The organism is Aurantimonas endophytica, from assembly GCF_014196845.1.
Lineage (GTDB): Bacteria > Pseudomonadota > Alphaproteobacteria > Rhizobiales > Rhizobiaceae > Aurantimonas > Aurantimonas endophytica.
In genome coordinates, this window is the sequence record NZ_JACIEM010000004.1 from 299,979 (window position 1) to 315,525 (window position 15,547).

Consider the following 15,547-nt stretch of genomic DNA (forward strand, 5'->3'; position numbering starts at 1 on the left):
GGGTGGCTTCAAAGGCACGTCGCCTTATAGGAGCAAAGCTCGAGCGTAACCATATCGGTTGCGTCCCGCCCGGTCGGCCCATATGCGTTGCCGCCTAAGATCAGCCTACAAGAACGTCGTCGGAGCCGTGCCGCATGCGCCGAACCAAGCAGCCTCAACCGGACAAGAGCAGGAAACTCCGGCCTCTGCTCGTCTCCACGCTGCGCCAGGAGCGCCAGACCTTCGTTTCCGAAAGCTGCAAGGGTCTCGGCGAGGCGACGACGATCGCCTCCTACAACGTGCATAAATGCGTCGGCGTCGATGGCCGCTTCGACCCCGACCGCACCATCGCCGTCATCCGGGAACTGGATGCCGACCTGGTCGCCCTGCAGGAGGCAGACCAGCGCTTCGGCGAGCGCGCGGGGCTGCTCGACCTGCATTCACTGGAGCGCCAGACGGGCCTCGTGCCGATCTCGCTGCCGATCTCGCAGGGCGGCCATGGCTGGCACGGCAATGTGCTGCTGATCCGCAGCGGCACGGTCACCGCCGCCCACCAGCTGTCCCTGCCGGGGGCCGAGCCGCGCGGCGCGCTGGTCGTCGAGCTCGATCTGGATTGCGGCCCGCTGCGGATCATCGCGGCGCATCTGGGACTCCTGCGCCGCTCGCGGGCGCTGCAGGCGCATACCCTGCTCCAGGCCATCGAGCCGGGCGACGACGTGCCGACGCTCCTGATGGGCGATCTCAACGAATGGCGGCTCGGCAAGCGCTCGTCGCTTTCCGGGCTAGAGCCGCATTTCGGGCCGCTGGAAGCCGCGATCCCGAGCTTTCCGTCGCGCTTTCCGATCTGGGCGCTCGACCGGGTCCTCGCCAAGCCGCACGATCTGATCTCCAGCATCGCCGTTCACAACACGCCCAAGGCCCGGATGGCGTCCGACCATCTACCGCTCAAGGCAGTGGTCCGGCTCGGCAACAGGTCGGACAAGCAGGCCGGCAGCGACGCATTGGCAGCCGTGGCCTGAAGACCGCCGGCTGCATACGTCAGACAGCCAGATAGCGCGCGAGAATGGCGGGATCGGCTTCGATGGCGGCGAAATCGCCGTCGAAGCGCACGGTGCCGGTTTCGAGCAGCACCACCCGATCGGCGATCATCCGAGCAAAGCCCAGATTCTGCTCCGACAGGAGAACCGCGAGACCGGCGCGCTTCAGGGTCAGCAGTGCCTCCGCCATCGCCTCGACGATCACCGGCGCGATGCCCTCCGAGGGCTCGTCCAGCAGCAGCATCGACGGGTTGCCCATCAGCGTGCGCGCAAGGGTCAGCATCTGCTGCTCGCCGCCCGATAGCCTGCCGCCCTTCTGGCCGCGCCGTTCGGCAAGGTTTGGAAACAGCGCGTAGAGCCGCTCCGCCGACCAGCCTTCCGCGCCGCCGGGACCCGCCTTTCGCCCCACTTCGAGATTTTCGGCGACGGTCAGGTCCTTGAAGATCCGCCGCTCCTCCGGCACGTAGCCGAGGCCGAGCCGCGCGCCGCGCCACGGCGCCATGCCGGTGATGTCCTGCCCGGCGAAGGTGACGCGCCCGCTCCGCGGCCGCACGAGCCCCATCGCCGATTTCAGCGTCGTGGTCTTGCCGGCACCGTTGCGCCCGACCAGCGCCACGACCTCGCCCTTCGCTACCTTGAGCGACACGCCGTGCAGGATGTGCGCCTCGCCGTAGAAGCTGTCGATCCCGTCGAGCTCAAGCATCGGTGCCCTGCTCCGTTGCCGGCACGGCCCCGCCGCCGAGATAGACCTCGCGCACCCTTGGATCGTTGCGGATATCCTCGGCCCCGCCCTCGGCGATCAGCGCGCCGCGGTTCATGACGAGGATCCGGTCGGCATGGGCGAAGACGACGTCCATGTCGTGCTCGGTGAAGAGGACGCTCGGGCCCTCGGCCGCGCTGGCGATCTTCCGCACCAGCGCCATCAGCGCCTGGCGTTCGCCGGGCGCCATGCCGGCGGTCGGCTCGTCCATCAGCAAAAGGCGCGGCTTGCCGGACAGCGCGACCGCCAGTTCCAGCCGCTTGAGGTCGCCGTAAGCGAGCTGCGCGGCGGGACGATCCGCCGCCTCCGACAGGCCGACGGTCGCCAGCAGCGCATCGGCTGCCGCCGGGTCGAAGGCGACGGCGCGCGAGAACAGGTCGAAGCCGCGGCGGCGATGGGCGATGAGCGCGGTCTGGACGTTCTCGCGCACCGTCATCGAGCCGAAGGTCTGGGTGATCTGGAAGGTGCGCCCGACCCCCTCGCGGGCGATGCGGCGGGCCGGCCAGCCGGTGATGTCCCTGCCGAACAGCCGGATGCTGCCGCGATCGGGCGTCAGCTGGCCATTGAGCATGTTGAAGCTGGTGGACTTGCCGGCGCCGTTCGGCCCGATCAGCGCCACCATCTCCCCCGACTCGACGGCAAAGGACAGATCGTCGACGGCGACGACGCCCTGGAACGCCTTGGCGAGGTTGTCGACGGAAAGCACGCTCATGCCGGCGCCGTCTTCTGGCCGGGGCGGCGTCGAAGCCGGTCGGCGATCTGGCGGCCGAAGCCGGCGAGGCCGCGCGGCGCGAACAGGCAGACCAGCAGGATCATCCCGCCGAAGATCGAGCGCCAGTGGTCGAGCCGGCTGATCCAGTCCTCGACGCCGGTGAACACCAGCGCCCCGACGATCGGCCCGGAGAGCGACTGCACGCCGCCGATCAGCACCATCAGGAGCGCGTCGACGGAGCGGGAGACGGACATCTCGTTGGGAAAGATGCTGCCCTTGGAGAAGACGAAGATCGCGCCGGCCAGCGCCGCGAAGGTCCCGGCGAGGACGAAGGCGCCGAGCTGCCAGCGCCGCACGTGGATGCCGAGCGCCTCGGCCCGCAGCGGCGCGTCGCGGCCGGCCCGCAGCACGTAGCCGAAGGGCGAATGGGCGATCCGCCGCATGAGCCAGAGCCCGATCGCCACCAGCGCCAGCGTCAGGAGGAAATAGGCCGGGCGCGAGGCGAAGGCGGCGTCCGGCCAGACGCCGAGAATGCCATCGTCGCCGCCGGTGACACCGCGCCACTGGATCGCCGTCGACCAGAGGATCTGCGCGCCGGCGAGCGTCAGCATGGCGAGATAGACGCCCGACAGCCGCACGCAGAACCAGCCGAGCACCAGCGCTCCGATCCCGCCGACCACGACGCCGAGCGCCATCGCCGGCAGCATCGGCAGGCCGAGCAGCTTGGCCGCCAGCGCCGCGCCATAGGCGCCGAGGCCGAAATAGGCGGCATGGCCGAAGGAGATCAGCCCGCCGACGCCCATCAGCAGCTGCAGGCTGGCCGCGAACAGCGCCGCGACGAGGATGTCGGTCGCCAGCACCAGCGCGAAGCCGGTGGTGACCAGTGGCAGCAGCGCCAGCGCGACGAAGCCGCCGGCGAGGAGCAGCGCTTGCACGCGGCCGGGCAGTCGCAAGGTCGCGCCGCGCTCGGAGGCGGCCGGTGCCGCCAGCGCCTGGCTGCCGAACAGGCCGACGGGGCGGATCACCAGCACCGCCGCCATCACCAGGAACGGCAGCACCATCGCCAGCGTCGGGAAGAACAAGACGCCGAAGGCGTTGGCGACGCCGATCAGCACCGCCGCGGCATAGGCGCCGCCGATACTGCCGAGGCCGCCGACGACCACCACGACGAAGGCCTCGACGACGACGTCGAGATCCATGGCAAGGCTCACCGTCTCGCGCGGGATCTGAAGCCCGCCGGCGAGACCGGCCAGGAACGCCCCCAGCATGAACACGCCGGTGAACAGCTTCGCCTCGTCGACGCCGAGCGCCCCCGCCATCTCGCGGTCCTCGGTGGCGGCGCGCACCAGGATGCCCCAGCGCGTCCGGTTGAGGGCGAGCCAGACGAGGCCGAGGACGAGGGGCCCCGCGGCGATCAGCACCAGATCGTATTGCGGCACCGGCTCGCCGAGGATGCGCACGGCGCCGCCGAGGCCGGGCGCCCTCGGGGCAAGGAGGTCGGTCGGCCCCCAGATGGCGAGCGCCGCATCCTGGATGATCAGCAGGACGCCGAAGGTCGCGACCAGCTGGTAGAGCTCGGTGGAGGCATAGAGCCGGCGCAGCACGACGATCTCGACCAGCCCGCCGATCAGCGCGACGGCAAGCGCGGCCAGCAGCACGCCGCCCCAGAAGCCGAGATGGCCGGTCGGGAAATACGTTACCGCCGAATAGGCGACATAGGCGCCCAGCATGAAGAACGAGCCATGCGCGAAATTGACGATCCGCGTCACGCCGAAGATCAGCGACAGGCCGACGGCAACGAGGAACAGCGCCGAGGCGTCGGCGAGGCCGGCCAGCAGCTGCGCGAGAAAGAAGCCGAGCGTCGTCATGCCGTCATCGCCGGCAGGCGAGGCGGGGCCAACGGATCATTCGGCCGGCCGCAGCGCCCTTGCCGCCTCGTCCGACGGCAGATAGTCCGCGCCGTCGGCATAGCGCCAGTCGACCATGATGCCCTTGCCGTCCTCGACCGCGGTCCTGCCGACCCAGGCGCCCATCGTCGACTGGTGGTCGGAGGCGCGGTAGCGGAACGTGCCGGAGGGGGCGCCCGCCACTTCGAGGTCCTCGAAGGCGTCGACCAGCGCCTCGGCGTCTTCCGAGCCCGCCTTGCGCAGCGCCGCGGCGAGCGACAGCATCGAGTTGTAGCCGACCAGCGAGCCCGCATAGGGGTGCTCGTCATAGGCCGCCTCGTAGGCTTCCGCGAAAGCCTTATGCTCGGGCGTGTCGATCGCGTACCAGGGATAGCCGGTGACGATCCAGCCTTCCGGCGCCTCGGCGCCCAGCGGCTCGAGATATTCCGGCTCGCCCGACAGGAGGCTGACCACGTCGCGGTCCTCGAACAGGCCGCGGATCTCGCCCTCGCGCACGAACTTGGCGAGGTCCGGCCCGAAGGTGACGTTGAAGATCGCGTCGGGCTTCATCGCCTCCAGCGCCCGCACGGTCGGGCCGGCGTCGATCTTGCCCTGCGGCGGCCACTGCTCGCCGACGAACTCGACATCCGGCTTGCGCTTGGAAAGCTCGGCCTTGAAGGCGGCGACGGCGTCGGTGCCGTAGGCGTAGTTCGGCGCGACGATCGCCCAGCGCGTGGCGTCGAGCTTGGCGGCTTCCTCGGCCAGCATCGCCGCCTGCATCGCCGTCGAGGGCCGCAGGCGGAAGGTGTAGCGGTTGCCGGCCGACCAGACGATGGCGTCCGCCAGCGGCTCGGTGGCGAGATACGGCACCTTGCGCTGCTTGGCGAAGTCCGTGAGGGCGAGGCCGACATTGGAGAAGAAGCCGCCCCAGATCACCGCGACGCGGTCGGAGGAGACGAACTCCTCGGCGATGCGGATGGCGTCGCCCGGCTGGGCGTTGTCGTCGCGGCTGATCACCTCGATCGGCCGCCCGTCGATCCCGCCGGCGGCATTGATCTGGTCGAGCGCCAGCTGCCAGCCTTTGCGGTAGGGCAGGGTGAAGGACGGCAGCGCGGTGTAGCTGTTCATCTCGCCGAGCCGGATCGGCTCCTGCGCCACCGCCGCTCCCGGCAGCCACGCCAGCATCGCCGCCGCGCCTGCCATAATGATGCTGCGTCTGGTGATCATGGCTCTCTCCCCGGTGGCGGAACGCTGCCTTGCGTCATGGCGCAGTTGCGAGTGTCTCACAAGCCGATCGGTTACCGCGGCGGCGAAGCGTCGCCGGTTAAAGCGTCAGCCCGGCGCATGGTCCGGCCGTTAACCATCGCTTAACCGATCGCCGTTTACATGAAGTTCTAACCGAAAATTAACCGAGATGACCAAGAGCTTAACCGACACCCGCCCGATACGCCTCAAGGGTCGCTCGTTCCTGGCCCTCGTCCTGTCGCCCGAGCTGCCCTTCGATGGCTGGCTGGCGCGGCTCGACGATCTGGCGTCGCGTTCCACCGGCTTCTTCCTCGGCCGTCCGATCGTCCTCGACGTCGAGGGCCTCGAGATCAGCCAGGAGCAGCTGAAGGAGCTGATCGGCGAACTCGGCGAGCGCAGCGTCCGCATCATGGGGATCGAGGGCGCCCGTTCGTCGCTGCTCGGCATCGGCATGCCGCCGGCCATGAAGGGCGGCCGGCCGGCCGCCGATTTCGAGGCCCCGGCAGCGGAAGCCGCGCCGGCCGCGAAGAACGGCGGCAAGGCCGGCACGGCGCCCGTGGCCAAGGCAGCGGCCGCACCGGAGCCGCAGGCACCGCGCCCGGTCGCCTCGATCATCGTCAACCAGCCGGTGCGTTCCGGCCAGTCGATCATCTTCCCGGAAGGTGACGTTACGATCATCGGCTCGGTCGCGTCCGGCGCGGAAGTCGTCGCCGGCGGCTCGATCCATATTTACGGCGCGCTCCGCGGGCGGGCGATGGCCGGCTCGGTCGGCAATGCCGACGCCCGCATTTTCTGCCGCAAGCTCGAAGCCGAGCTTCTGGCGATCGACGGCCTCTACAAGATGGTCGACGACATGGACGCCAAGCTCAGGGGGCAGGCCGTCCAGATCTGGCTCGAAGGCGACACGATCAAGGCCGAGACCGTCGCCTGATGGCGCGGTCGGTATGAGGAGAACAAGATGGCAAAAGTAATCGTCGTGACATCGGGCAAGGGAGGCGTCGGCAAGACGACGTCGACCGCCGCGCTCGGGGCGGCACTGGCGCAGCGCGGCGAAAAGACCGTGGTGGTCGATTTCGACGTCGGCCTGCGCAATCTCGACCTGGTGATGGGCGCCGAGCGCCGCGTCGTCTACGACCTGATCAACGTGGTGCAGGGCGACGCCAAGCTGCCCCAGGCGCTGATCCGCGACAAGCGGCTGGAAACGCTGTTCCTGCTGCCGGCCTCGCAGACGCGCGACAAGGACAACCTCACCTCCGAGGGCGTCGAGCGGGTGATGAACGAGCTGAAGAACAGCTTCGACTGGATCATCTGCGACAGCCCCGCCGGCATCGAGCGCGGCGCGACGCTGGCGATGCGCCACGCCGACGTCGCGGTCGTGGTCACCAACCCGGAAGTCTCCTCGGTGCGCGATTCCGATCGCATCATCGGCCTGCTCGATTCCAAGACGGCCAAGGCCGAGCGCGGCGAGCGGATGGAGAAGCACCTCCTGCTCACCCGCTACGATCCCGCCCGCGCCGAGCGCGGCGACATGCTGAAGGTCGACGACGTCCTCGAGATCCTGTCGATCCCGCTGCTCGGCATCATCCCCGAGAGCATGGACGTCCTGCGCGCCTCCAATCTCGGCACGCCGGTGACGCTCAGCGACGGCAACAGCGCCCCGGCGCTGGCCTACAAGGATGCCGCACGGCGCCTCGCCGGCGAGCAGGTTCCGATGACCATCCCCGGCGAGAAGCGGGGGATCTTCGGCAAGATCTTCGGTCGGAGGGCCGCATGAACCTCTTCAGCTTCTTCAGCAAGCAGACATCCGCTCCGATGGCGCGCGAGCGCCTGCAGGTCCTGCTGGCCCACGAGCGCGCGACGGTCGGCCATTCCGACCTCGTCGGGCTCCTGCGCGAGGAGATCCTCGCCGTCATCGCCAAGCACGTCCAGGTCGACCGCGAGAAGGTGATCGTCAAGATGGATCGCGGGGAACAGGTCTCGACCCTCGAGGTCGATATCGAGATCCCGGTGACCGCGAGTGTGCGGGCGGCCTGACGGCGTCCGTTCAACGCGCCTTCGTGCCACGTCCGACGCGGCATGAAGGCGCCGATAGACAAGGAGATCGATCATGAGCCGAGCCACGCTCCTCGAAAGGCTGCAGGAGCTGCAGCGACTGCCGAAGTTCCAGAACCGCGACATCAAGTCGATCAGCGCCATCCTCTCCAACGAGGCGCTCGCCAAGCATATCGAGGCCTGCGAGCAGACCGCGGCGCGCTGAGGCGCGATTGCCACGACTGACAGACAAGCGGCCCGGGCGTTCCTCGCCCGGGCCGCTTGTCTTTCGGCCCCCGACCCTGCGGCGAAATGACTTGCGCGCCGAAGGCCGATCGTTACTGTCGCCGACTGACCGGGGTACGGGGAATCGTGCCCCGGTCGAAGGACGGTTCCCCGGCTGCAAAACGGCTGGGGCGAAGAGGGAATGCGACGGGCCGACCCAATCAGGGGGTCCATATCGCAGCCGACCCCGCGACTGTAGAGCGGCGAGGTCGTCACCGCCGGACGAGCCAATTCATTGGCCCGCCCGGGAAAGCCACTGGAGCCCCTAAGCTCCGGGAAGGCGAGGCGACGACCGACGACCCGCGAGCCAGGAGACCTGCCGTCCAACGCCAGAGCCTACAGGACGGGCGTTCCTGTCGGACCCGTGTTTCGATCTGCCGGACCCCTTGTCCGGTGGAGCTATGGGGGAAACGCGCCGGTTCGACGGAATGCCTGCGTCCAAATCAACTGGACACGGGAGTTGTCTGATGCCGAACCTCAATCGCCTCGCCTTCGCGGGGTTTCTCACCTTTCTGCCCTCCGCCGCCTTCGCCCATCACCCGACCGGTGGCATGGCGCCGCAAAGCGCCATTGACGGGTTTTTGTCAGGCCTCGCCCATCCGGTGATCGGCCTCGACCATCTCGCCTTCATCGTCGGCGTCGGCCTGCTTGCGGCGTTGACTGCACACCGCTTCCTCACGCCGCTGCTGTTCGTCGGGGCGACCGTCGCCGGCACGCTCCTGCATTTGATGGCCTTCGACCTGCCGGCCGCCGAATTCGTCATCGCGCTGTCCGTCGCCGCCATCGGCGTCCTGGCGCTTTCCGGCCGCAGCTACGGCATGCTCGTGACCGGCGGGCTCTTCGCCGTCGCCGGCCTGTTCCATGGCTATGCCTATGGCGAGGCCGTGGTCGGGTCGGAATCCGGCGCGGTCATCGCCTATCTCGTCGGCTTTGCCGCCATCCAGTACGCCGTCGCCATCGCCGCCGGCCATGTCGCGGTAAAGCTCCTCGGCGAAGGCCGCTCGGCGCGCGAGAATTTCGGCCTGCGCGTTACCGGCGGCGTCGTCGCCGGCGCCGGGGCGATCATCCTCGGCGAGCAGATGCTGGCGATCGTCGGCCTTGCCGGCTGAGCCAGGCGCGGCAAGCCACTCGGTCTTCGTCCTCGGCGGCGCGCGCTCCGGCAAGAGCGCGTTTGCCGAGCGGCGGGTCGTCGAGAGCGGCCTTGCGCCGGTGTATCTCGCCACGGGCCAGGCCTTCGACGCCGAGATGACGGAGAGGATCGGTGCGCACCAGGCGCGCCGGTCGGCTTCCTGGCGCACCGTCGAGACACCGCTCGACCTGATTGCTGCCATCGAGCGGGAGGCGGCGCCGGAGACGGCGCTGCTTGTCGACTGCCTGACCCTGTGGGTCACCAATCTGATGCTCGCCGAGCGCGACGTCGACGCCGAAGCCGAGCGCCTGGGCGAATGCCTGCAGGCCCGGCCGAAGGGGCTCATCGTCCTCGTCTCGAACGAGGTCGGGCTGTCGATCGTGCCGGAAAATGCCATGGCGCGGCGCTTTCGCGACCACGCCGGGCGCCTCCACCAGATCGTCGCGGCCGCCTGTGACGAAGCGATCTTCATCGCCGCCGGGCTGCCGCTCCAATTGAAGGGTTGAACCCATGCAGAAAATCCCCGCCACGGTCATCACCGGCTTCCTCGGTGCCGGCAAGACCACGCTGATCCGCAACCTCCTGCAGAATGCCGGCGGCCGGAAGATCGCTCTGATCATCAACGAGTTCGGCGATCTCGGCGTCGACGGCGACATCCTCACCGGCTGCGGCATCGAGACCTGCACCGAGGACGACGTCATCGAGCTGACCAATGGCTGCATCTGCTGCACCGTCGCCGACGACTTCATCCCGACCATGACCAAGCTGCTCGCCCGCGACCGGCTGCCCGACCACATCGTCATCGAGACCTCGGGCCTCGCTTTGCCGCAGCCGCTGGTCGCCGCCTTCAACTGGCCGGAGGTCAAGACCCGCGTGACCGTCGACGGCGTCGTGACGGTGATCGACACCGCCGCCGTCGCCGAAGGCCGCTTCGCCGACGACGAGGACAAGGTCGCCGCCGCCCGCGCCGCCGATACGAGCCTCGACCACGACAACCCGCTGGAGGAACTCTTCGAGGACCAGATCCGCGCCGCCGACCTGATCGTCCTCAACAAGGCCGATCTCGTCGACGCCGAAACGCTGGAGCGGGTCCGCGCCGAAATCGCTGGGCAAGCCGCTGCCGGCGTCAAGATCGTCAGCGCCGAAGCCGGCAGCCTGCCGGCCGACGTGCTGCTCGGCATCGCCGCCGGCACCGAGGATCTGATCGCCGGCCGCAAGTCGCATCACGAGATCGAGCACGAGGCGGACGGCGCCGAGCATGACCACGACGAGTTCGAGAGCTTCGTCGTCGACGCCGGCAGCGTCGCCGACCCAAAGGCCTTCGCGGACGGGCTCGCCGGCCTGATCGCCGCGCACGACATATTGCGCGTCAAGGGTTTCGCCGAGGTGCCGGGCAAGGCCATGCGCCTCGTCGTCCAGGCCGTCGGCCAGCGGATCGAGACCTATTTCGACCGGCCATGGAAGTTCGGCGAGACCCGCGCCACGCGCCTCGTCGTCATCGGCCTGCATGACGGGCTGGACGCGGCGACCTGCGCCACGATCACCGCGGCGATCCGCGGCCTGACCGACGACGCGGCGCGGGACGCCGCCGAGTAGGAGCAGCTTTTGCATCTTCTCCTCGCCCAGCAGGGCACGATCGACGACGGCGGCGAGGCCATCGATCTCGGCCAGTCGCCGGCGGACATCGTCGTCCTGTCGGCGGCCGACACCGAGATCGCCGGCCTCGCCTTCGCCGCAAGGCGCCTCGGCGCGGCGGCACCGTCGCTGCGCCTCGCCAATCTCCTGCGGCTGAAGCACCCGATGTCGGTCGACGTCTATGTCGAGCGCACGCTCCGCCACGCCAAGCTGGTGGTCGTGCGCCTGCTCGGCGGCGCCGCCTACTGGCCCTACGGCCTCGACGCGCTGCTCGCCAACGCGCAAGCCTCGGGCGGCCAGCTCGTCGTGCTGCCCGGCGACGACAAGCCCGATCCGGGCCTCGACCGCTATTCGACTGTGTCGCCCGAAATCCGCGACCGGCTCTGGGCCTATCTGGTCGAAGGCGGCGCCGCCAACGCCGACAATTTCCTCCTGTCGCTGCGCTGGCTGCTGGACGGCGGCGACGCGCCGGCCGAAGCGCAGCCGCTGCTAAAGGCGGGCGTGCTGGAACTGGGGGGCGCTTCCGGCGTCGGCGATTGGCCGATCTCCCCCCTTGTGGGGGAGGTGTCCGGCAGGACAGAGGGGGGCAGGTCGCCCGCCGACCTCAGTTCAACGAAGGAAGTGATCGAGCGCACCGAGGGTGACACGCCAGCCAAACCGGCCAGCGAAGCCCACCCCCCTCTGCCTGCCGGCTTTGGGGACGAGCCACGCGTCTCGTCCCGTCCTGCGGACCCCGCCACAAGGGGGGAGATCGAAGGTGGCGAGGGCAGCGGGCTTGCCTCGACCGCCGAGCCTGAAGTCGAAGACGCCGAGGCCAGCGATGAGCCGATCTCCCCCCTTGTGGGGGAGATGTCCGGCAGGACAGAGGGGGGTACGCCTCCCGCCAGCCTACATCCGTCCGAGCAAGCGCTCGAAAGCGCCGGCTCTGGCAACCTGACCGCCCCAACCAAAGTGGCATCCGAAGCCCACCCCCCTCTGCCTGCCGGCATCTCCCCCACAAGGGGGGAGATCAATGGTGGCCCAGGCGGCGCGCTTGCCTCAACTGCCGAGCTTGAAGTCGAAGTCGCGGAGGCCAGCGACAAGCTGATCTCCCCCCTTGTGGGGGAGATGTCCGGCAGGACAGAGGGGGGTGAGTCCCCCAAAACCGCAGATAAACCCGAAAAACCCCTCGCCGCCATCGTCTGCTACCGGGCGCTGGCGCAGAGCGGGCAGACGGAGCCGGTGGAAGCGCTGGCGCGGGCGCTGGCGGAGCGCGGGCTGGGCGTGCTGCCGGTGTTCATCTCCAGCCTCAAGGACCCGGTTTCCGTCGAGACGGTGCGGGCGCTGTTCGCAAGACGCGCGCCGTCCGTCGTGATCAACCTCACCGGCTTTGCGGTCTCCTCGCCGGGCGGCGAGCGGGTGCCGACGGTGCTGGAGGAACAGGGCGCGGTGGTGCTGCAGGCGGTGCTCGCCAGCGGGGCGCGCGAGACCTGGGCTGCCTCGCCGCAGGGCCTGTCGGCGCGGGACCTCGCGATGAACGTCGCGCTCCCCGAAGTCGACGGCAGGGTGCTGAGCCGCGCCATCGCCTTCAAGTCGGCCGGCGACTGGGACGCCCTGACCGAGACCGACATCGTCGCCCACCGCGCGCTGCCGGACCGGGTTGCCTTCGTCGCCGAACTCGCTGCGCGCTGGGCAAGGCTTAGGGCCAAAACGCCGGCCGAGCGCCGCGTCGCGATCCTTCTTGCCAACTACCCCAACCGCGACGGACGGCTCGGCAACGGCGTCGGGCTGGATACGCCCGCCGGCATGATCGAGGTGCTGCGGGCCATGGCGGACGCCGGCTACGCCGTCGCCGGCATCCCCGCGAACGGCGACGCGCTGATCGATCATCTGATGGCCGGCCCGACCAATGCCGGCACCGCGGCGCGGACGATCCGCGAGACCATGTCGCTGGGTGCCTATCGCCTGTTCTTCGCTACGCTGCCGCAAGCCCTGCAGGACGCCGCAACGGCGCGCTGGGGCGATCCCGCCGACGATCCCTTCGTGGTCGAACGTCCCGAGGGCGCGGCCTTCGCGCTGCCGCTGGCGCGCTTCGGCGAGACGCTCGTCGGCATACAGCCGGCGCGCGGCTACAATATCGACCCGAAGGAGACCTACCACTCGCCCGACCTCGTGCCGCCGCATAATTATCTCGCCCTCTACGCCTTCCTGCGGACCGAATACGGCGCCGACGCCATCGTCCACATGGGCAAGCACGGCAACCTCGAATGGCTTCCCGGCAAGGCGCTGGCGCTGTCGGCCGAATGCTGGCCGGAGGCGGTGCTGGGCCCGCTGCCGCATCTCTACCCGTTCATCGTCAACGATCCGGGCGAGGGGACGCAGGCCAAGCGCCGGGCCGCCGCGGTGATCATCGACCATCTGACGCCGCCGCTGACCCGTGCCGAAAGCTACGGCCCGCTGAAGGATCTCGAAGCCCTCGTCGACGAATATTACCAGGCCGCCGGCAGCGACCCGCGCCGCCTCGAACTCCTCAAGGGCCGCATCCTCGACCTCGTCCGGGACATCGGCCTCGACCACGACGCCGGCATCGGGATCGACGACGGCGCGGCCGCGGCGCTGGCCAAGCTCGACGCCTATCTCTGCGACCTCAAGGAAATGCAGATCCGCGACGGGCTGCACGTCTTCGGCCTGGCGCCCGAGGGGCGGCTGCTGACCGACCTCGTCGTGGCGCTGGCCCGGCTGCCGCGGGGCATCGCGGCGGCGGATGCCTCGTTGCATCGCGCGTTGGCGGCGGATGTGTTGTCTCGTGCGACGTCAGAGCGCGGTGGTGCGCCTTACCCCCCTCTGCCTGCCGGCATCTCCCCCACAAGGGGGGAGATCGATGATGCTACCGACAGCAGCCTTGCTGTCTCGGCCGAGCAGATCGAAAGAGCCGAGGCCAGCGACAAGCCGATCTCCCCCCTTGTGGGGGAGATGTCCGGCAGGACAGAGGGGGGTACGCGGCCCGCCACCCTCAGCCGATCCGAGGAACCCTCTAAAAGCGCGGCTCATGAACTGGCCACCCCGGCCGAGCAGGTCCCCGAAGCCCACCCCCCTCTGCCTACCGGCATCTCCCCCACAAGGGGGGAGATCGAAGCGAGCACCGGTGGCACGTCTGCCTTATCCGCCGAGCAGAAGAACGAAAGCGGCAAGCCTGGCGATTATCTGATCTCCCCCCTTGTGGGGGAGATGTCCGGCAGGACAGAGGGGGGTACGCCTCCCGCCAACCTCAGCCGGACCGAGCAACCGACCGGCAGGACAGAGGGGGGTACGCCACCCGCCGCACCCGCGAGCCCGAACACCCCCTTCGACCCGCTCGACTGCGACATGGCCGCCCCATGGGCCGGTCCGCGCCCACATCTCCTGCAATCCCTCTCCCCCGACCCATGGCGCACCAACGGCGACACGGTCGAGCGCCTCGAACTGCTGGCCGCAAGCCTCGTCGCCGGCGAAACCACACCCGACCCGGCCTGGACCGCCACCACCGCCGTCCTCGCCGAGATCGACGCGCGCCTCCGCCCCGCCGTCACCAGCTCCGGCCCCGCCGAGATCGCCGGGCTGCTCGCGGGCCTTGCCGGTCGCTTCGTCGCGCCCGGGCCCTCCGGCGCGCCGACGCGGGGGCGGCCGGACGTGCTGCCGACGGGGCGCAACTTCTACTCTGTCGATACGCGCGCCGTGCCGACCGAGGCCGCGTGGGATCTCGGCCGGCGCTCGGCGGAGCTGCTGGTGACGCGGCACCTGCAGGACAATGGCGACTGGCCGGGTTCGATCGGCATCACCGCCTGGGGAACGTCCAACATGCGCACCGGGGGTGACGACATCGCCCAGGCCTTCGCGCTGATCGGCGCGAGGCCGGTCTGGGACCGCGCATCGCGGCGGGTCACCGGCTACGAGATCATCACGCTGGCCGAACTCGGCCGGCCGCGCGTCGACGTCACGCTGCGCATCTCCGGCTTCTTCCGGGATGCCTTCCCCGACCAGATCGCGCTGTTCGACCGCGCGGCGCGGGCGGTCGGCGCGCTCGACGAGCCGGCCGAGGAAAATCCCGTCGCCGCCCGCATGGCGGAAGAGCGCGCGGCGCTGGTCGCCTCGGGCGTTCCGGAGGCGGAGGCCGCGCGGCGCGCCGGGTTTCGGGTCTTCGGCTCGATGCCCGGCGCCTACGGGGCCGGACTGCAGGCGCTGATCGACGAGAAGGGCTGGACCGACAAAGCAGATCTTGCCGAGAGCTATCTCGTCTGGGGCTCTTACGCCTACGGCGCCGGCACGGAGGGCGAGGCGGACCGGCAGGGCTTCGAGGCGCGGCTTTCGACCGTCGAGGCGGTGGTGCAGAACCAGGACAACCGCGAGCACGACCTCCTCGATTCCGACGACTACTACCAGTTCGAGGGCGGCATGACGGCGGCGGTGGAGCATGTCTCCGGCCGGCGGCCGGTCGTCTACCACAACGACCATTCGCGGCCCGAGCGGCCAGTGGTGCGCACGCTGGAGGAGGAGATCGGCCGCGTCGTCAGGGCGCGGGTGGTCAATCCGAAATGGATTGCCGGCGTCATGCGCCACGGCTACAAGGGGGCCTTCGAGATCGCCGCCACCGTCGACTACATGTTCGCCTTCGCCGCCACCACCGGCGCCGTCCGCGACCATCATTTCGAGGCGGCCTATCGCGCCTTCGTCATCGACGAACGGGTGCGGGCATTCCTGATGGACCATAATCCGCATGCCTTCCGCGACCTGTGCGACAGGTTGGCGGAAGCCATCGACCGAGGTCTGTGGAAACCGCGCTCGAACTCGGTGGCGGCGACGCTCCAGAGCGCTCCTTCGTGAGCAGACAGG

General features: G+C 69.5%; 13 protein-coding genes and 1 riboswitch. Of the genes, 9 read left to right on the forward strand and 4 right to left on the reverse strand.

From position 1 onward, the window contains the following. Positions 1–134 precede the first annotated feature (134 nt). Positions 135–998 (forward strand): endonuclease/exonuclease/phosphatase family protein, encoded by an 864-nt coding sequence (locus tag GGR03_RS15880; RefSeq protein ID WP_183209732.1) that lies wholly within the window; start codon positions 135–137, stop codon positions 996–998. Positions 999–1,017: 19 nt separating this feature from the next. Here the strand turns inward: GGR03_RS15880 and GGR03_RS15885 are convergent, their stop codons facing one another. The 4 genes from GGR03_RS15885 to GGR03_RS15900 are packed head-to-tail and all read right to left on the reverse strand — an operon-like array spanning position 1,018 to position 5,601. Further along, positions 1,018–1,719 carry an ABC transporter ATP-binding protein gene (locus GGR03_RS15885; protein WP_183209733.1) on the reverse strand — a complete coding sequence of 234 codons (702 nt, stop codon included), beginning with the start codon at positions 1,717–1,719 and terminating at the stop codon, positions 1,018–1,020. Continuing rightward, a complete protein-coding gene (locus GGR03_RS15890) occupies positions 1,712–2,488 on the reverse strand; it encodes an ABC transporter ATP-binding protein (protein WP_183209734.1) in 777 nt (258 codons plus the stop codon). The genes GGR03_RS15885 and GGR03_RS15890 overlap by 8 nt, the downstream gene beginning before the upstream one ends. Beyond that, the gene (locus GGR03_RS15895; RefSeq protein ID WP_183209735.1) at positions 2,485–4,356 is read right to left on the reverse strand and encodes an ABC transporter permease; all 1,872 of its coding nucleotides are present in this window, start codon (positions 4,354–4,356) and stop codon (positions 2,485–2,487) included. The genes GGR03_RS15890 and GGR03_RS15895 overlap by 4 nt, the downstream gene beginning before the upstream one ends. A gap of 36 nt (positions 4,357–4,392) precedes the next feature. Continuing rightward, the gene (locus GGR03_RS15900) at positions 4,393–5,601 is read right to left on the reverse strand and encodes an ABC transporter substrate-binding protein (protein ID WP_183209736.1); all 1,209 of its coding nucleotides are present in this window, start codon (positions 5,599–5,601) and stop codon (positions 4,393–4,395) included. 187 nt (positions 5,602–5,788) lie between these two features. Here GGR03_RS15900 and minC point away from each other — a divergent pair, with 187 nt between their 5' ends. From minC to GGR03_RS15940, 8 genes are all read left to right on the forward strand, one after another. Next, positions 5,789–6,550 carry a septum site-determining protein MinC gene (gene minC / locus GGR03_RS15905; protein ID WP_183209737.1) on the forward strand — a complete coding sequence of 254 codons (762 nt, stop codon included), beginning with the start codon at positions 5,789–5,791 and terminating at the stop codon, positions 6,548–6,550. Positions 6,551–6,577: 27 nt separating this feature from the next. Beyond that, positions 6,578–7,393, forward strand: a complete 816-nt coding sequence (minD, locus tag GGR03_RS15910; protein ID WP_183209738.1) for a septum site-determining protein MinD — start codon at positions 6,578–6,580, stop codon at positions 7,391–7,393. Continuing rightward, a complete protein-coding gene (minE, locus tag GGR03_RS15915) occupies positions 7,390–7,653 on the forward strand; it encodes a cell division topological specificity factor MinE (protein ID WP_183209739.1) in 264 nt (87 codons plus the stop codon). Before minD ends, minE begins: the two co-directional genes overlap by 4 nt. A gap of 73 nt (positions 7,654–7,726) precedes the next feature. Next, the gene (locus GGR03_RS15920; RefSeq protein ID WP_183209740.1) at positions 7,727–7,876 is read left to right on the forward strand and encodes a hypothetical protein; all 150 of its coding nucleotides are present in this window, start codon (positions 7,727–7,729) and stop codon (positions 7,874–7,876) included. A 146-nt stretch (positions 7,877–8,022) separates the two neighbouring features. Further along, positions 8,023–8,273: riboswitch (cobalamin riboswitch) on the forward strand. 129 nt (positions 8,274–8,402) lie between these two features. Next, positions 8,403–9,044: a HupE/UreJ family protein gene (locus tag GGR03_RS15925; RefSeq protein WP_183209741.1), complete on the forward strand. Its 642-nt coding sequence runs from the start codon at positions 8,403–8,405 to the stop codon at positions 9,042–9,044. After that, on the forward strand, positions 9,034–9,570 hold the full coding sequence (gene cobU, locus GGR03_RS15930) for a bifunctional adenosylcobinamide kinase/adenosylcobinamide-phosphate guanylyltransferase (protein WP_183209742.1): 537 nt from the start codon (positions 9,034–9,036) through the stop codon (positions 9,568–9,570). The genes GGR03_RS15925 and cobU overlap by 11 nt, the downstream gene beginning before the upstream one ends. A 4-nt stretch (positions 9,571–9,574) precedes the next feature. Next, complete coding sequence (cobW, locus tag GGR03_RS15935; protein WP_183209743.1) at positions 9,575–10,660, forward strand: cobalamin biosynthesis protein CobW; 1,086 nt, start codon at positions 9,575–9,577, stop codon at positions 10,658–10,660. 9 nt (positions 10,661–10,669) lie between these two features. Next, positions 10,670–15,538 carry a cobaltochelatase subunit CobN gene (locus GGR03_RS15940; protein ID WP_246368086.1) on the forward strand — a complete coding sequence of 1,623 codons (4,869 nt, stop codon included), beginning with the start codon at positions 10,670–10,672 and terminating at the stop codon, positions 15,536–15,538. Positions 15,539–15,547 lie beyond the last annotated feature (9 nt).

Bases quoted from the DNA above. Each gene is read 5' to 3' on its own strand.
- GGR03_RS15895 (WP_183209735.1), bottom strand. From the start codon at position 4,356: ATGACGACGCTCGGCTTCTTTCTCGCGCAGCTGCTGGCCGGCCTCGCC.
- GGR03_RS15900 (WP_183209736.1), bottom strand. From the start codon at position 5,601: ATGATCACCAGACGCAGCATCATTATGGCAGGCGCGGCGGCGATGCTG.
- minD (WP_183209738.1), top strand. From the start codon at position 6,578: ATGGCAAAAGTAATCGTCGTGACATCGGGCAAGGGAGGCGTCGGCAAG.
- cobW (WP_183209743.1), top strand. From the start codon at position 9,575: ATGCAGAAAATCCCCGCCACGGTCATCACCGGCTTCCTCGGTGCCGGC.
- minC (WP_183209737.1), top strand. From the start codon at position 5,789: ATGACCAAGAGCTTAACCGACACCCGCCCGATACGCCTCAAGGGTCGC.
- GGR03_RS15885 (WP_183209733.1), bottom strand. From the start codon at position 1,719: ATGCTTGAGCTCGACGGGATCGACAGCTTCTACGGCGAGGCGCACATC.
- GGR03_RS15890 (WP_183209734.1), bottom strand. From the start codon at position 2,488: ATGAGCGTGCTTTCCGTCGACAACCTCGCCAAGGCGTTCCAGGGCGTC.
- GGR03_RS15920 (WP_183209740.1), top strand. From the start codon at position 7,727: ATGAGCCGAGCCACGCTCCTCGAAAGGCTGCAGGAGCTGCAGCGACTG.
- GGR03_RS15925 (WP_183209741.1), top strand. From the start codon at position 8,403: ATGCCGAACCTCAATCGCCTCGCCTTCGCGGGGTTTCTCACCTTTCTG.
- GGR03_RS15880 (WP_183209732.1), top strand. From the start codon at position 135: ATGCGCCGAACCAAGCAGCCTCAACCGGACAAGAGCAGGAAACTCCGG.
- minE (WP_183209739.1), top strand. From the start codon at position 7,390: ATGAACCTCTTCAGCTTCTTCAGCAAGCAGACATCCGCTCCGATGGCG.